This is a genomic window from Kitasatospora sp. NPDC058406, assembly GCF_042722765.1.
GTDB lineage: Bacteria > Actinomycetota > Actinomycetes > Streptomycetales > Streptomycetaceae > Kitasatospora.
In genome coordinates, this window is sequence record NZ_JBHXKE010000494.1 from 1 (window position 1) to 1,669 (window position 1,669).

A 1,669-nucleotide genomic window follows, 5' to 3' on the forward strand; every position below is an offset into this window, starting at 1 on the left:
CGTGTCCTAATCCGTGTGTAGGGGTTCTAGCCGGGCCCGGGTTCGGGTGGCTGGTCTGACTGTTGGATGAGTTCGTTGCGGTCCGTGGGCGCCGGCTGATCCCTCTGCGTGTCCTGGCCCCGTGAGGCCTTCCGGAAGACCGGCGACAGCCGGCGCTCTCGGACCGCTGCGATGCCCATTCGGAACTTGTGTTCGTTGATCGTCTTGGTGCGAGCCCGCCGCAGGGTGACCTCTTCCTTCGTCCCGAGCCCGGAGCTCTCTACGAGACAGAGGCCCCTGCGGTCCGCTGGTGCCACGAACGGCTGGCGAGATGGCGGACCAACGAGTCCTGGGATTAGGTCGCCGCGTGGCCCGCACAGGCTTCCCACCTGCGCGAACACCCGATGAATGGAGTACGGATTGAACGTCTTCTGCGGGATCGACTGGGCGGAGGCGCATCACGACATCGCCTTGGTCGACGACAAGGGCACTCTGCTGGCCCGGCGCCGGATCAGCGATGACGCGGCTGGCTACCGGATCCTGCTGGACCTGCTCGCCGAGTGCGGCGACAGCCCCGAGCAGCCGATACCGGTGGCGATCGAGACCAGCCGAGGGCTGCTGGTCTCCGCGATCCGGACCGGGAAGCGGCAGGTGTTCTCGATCAACCCGCTCGCCGCCGCCCGATACCGCGACCGCCACAGCGTCAGCCGAAAGAAGTCCGACCCCGGCGACGCACTGGTACTGGCGAACATCCTGCGCACCGACATGTACGCCCACCGGCCACTGCCGGCTGACAGCGAGCTCGCCCAGGCCATCGCGGTCCTTGCCCGCGCCCAGCAGGACGCGGTCTGGAACAAGCAGCAGCTCGTCAATCAGGTCCGCTCGCTGCTGCGCGAGTACTTCCCGGGCGCTCTGGAGGCTTTCCAGGCCAAGCAGTTCGGCCTCGCCCGCGCGGATGCACGGGCCGTCCTCACCTCCGCCCCGACCCCGACCAGAGCAGCGGGGCTGAGCCTTGCCCAGCTGCGGTCCGCCCTCAAGCGTGCGGGTCGCCAGCGAGGTATCGACGCCGAGGCCGAGCGCCTGCGCGAAATCTTCCGCCGTGACCGCGCCACCCAGCCGCCTGCTGTCGAGGCCGCCATGGGCCGCCAACTCCTGGCCCTGATACGCCAGCTCGACGCGTCCTGTCTCGCGGCCGAGGACCTCGCCGAGGCGGTCGATGCCAGTTTTCGCGAGCACCCTGACGCCGAGATACTCCTGAGCTTCCCGGGTCTTGGGGGCCAGCTCGCGGCGCGGGTTCTCGCCGAGATAGGGGACGACCCCAACCGCTTCGCCGACGCCCGCTCGCTGAAGGCGTACGCCGGCTCTGCGCCGGTCACCAGGGCCTCGGGCAAGAAGCTGTACGTCGGACGCCGCAGTATCAAGAACAACCGCCTCATCGCCGCGGGCTTCCTCTGGGCGTTCTCCGCCTTGAAGGCCTCGCCAGGAGCTCACGCCCACTACAAACGTCGACGCGAGCACGGAGACTGGCACGCCAGCGCCCAGCGCCACCTCCTCAACCGAATGATCGGCCAGCTCTACCACTGTCTCCATACCAGGCAGCTCTTCGACGAACAGCATGCATTCACCTCCTCTCTCTCAGCGGCTCTTGCCGAGGCGGCTTGACTTGTTAAGCACGCGAGATGTCTTCCGG

Annotated in this window: 1 protein-coding gene; it reads left to right on the plus strand. The window is 67.8% G+C overall.

Going from position 1 to position 1,669, the window contains the following annotated elements; translation table 11 throughout:
- The first annotated feature begins 387 nt into the window (after nt 1-387).
- Nucleotides 388-1,641, plus strand: a complete 1,254-nt coding sequence (locus ACFWOG_RS40805) for an IS110 family transposase (RefSeq protein ID WP_380364810.1) — start codon at nt 388-390, stop codon at nt 1,639-1,641.
- Nucleotides 1,642-1,669: the final 28 nt, after the last annotated feature.

Bases quoted from the DNA above. Each gene is read 5' to 3' on its own strand.
- ACFWOG_RS40805 (WP_380364810.1), top strand. From the start codon at position 388: ATGGAGTACGGATTGAACGTCTTCTGCGGGATCGACTGGGCGGAGGCG.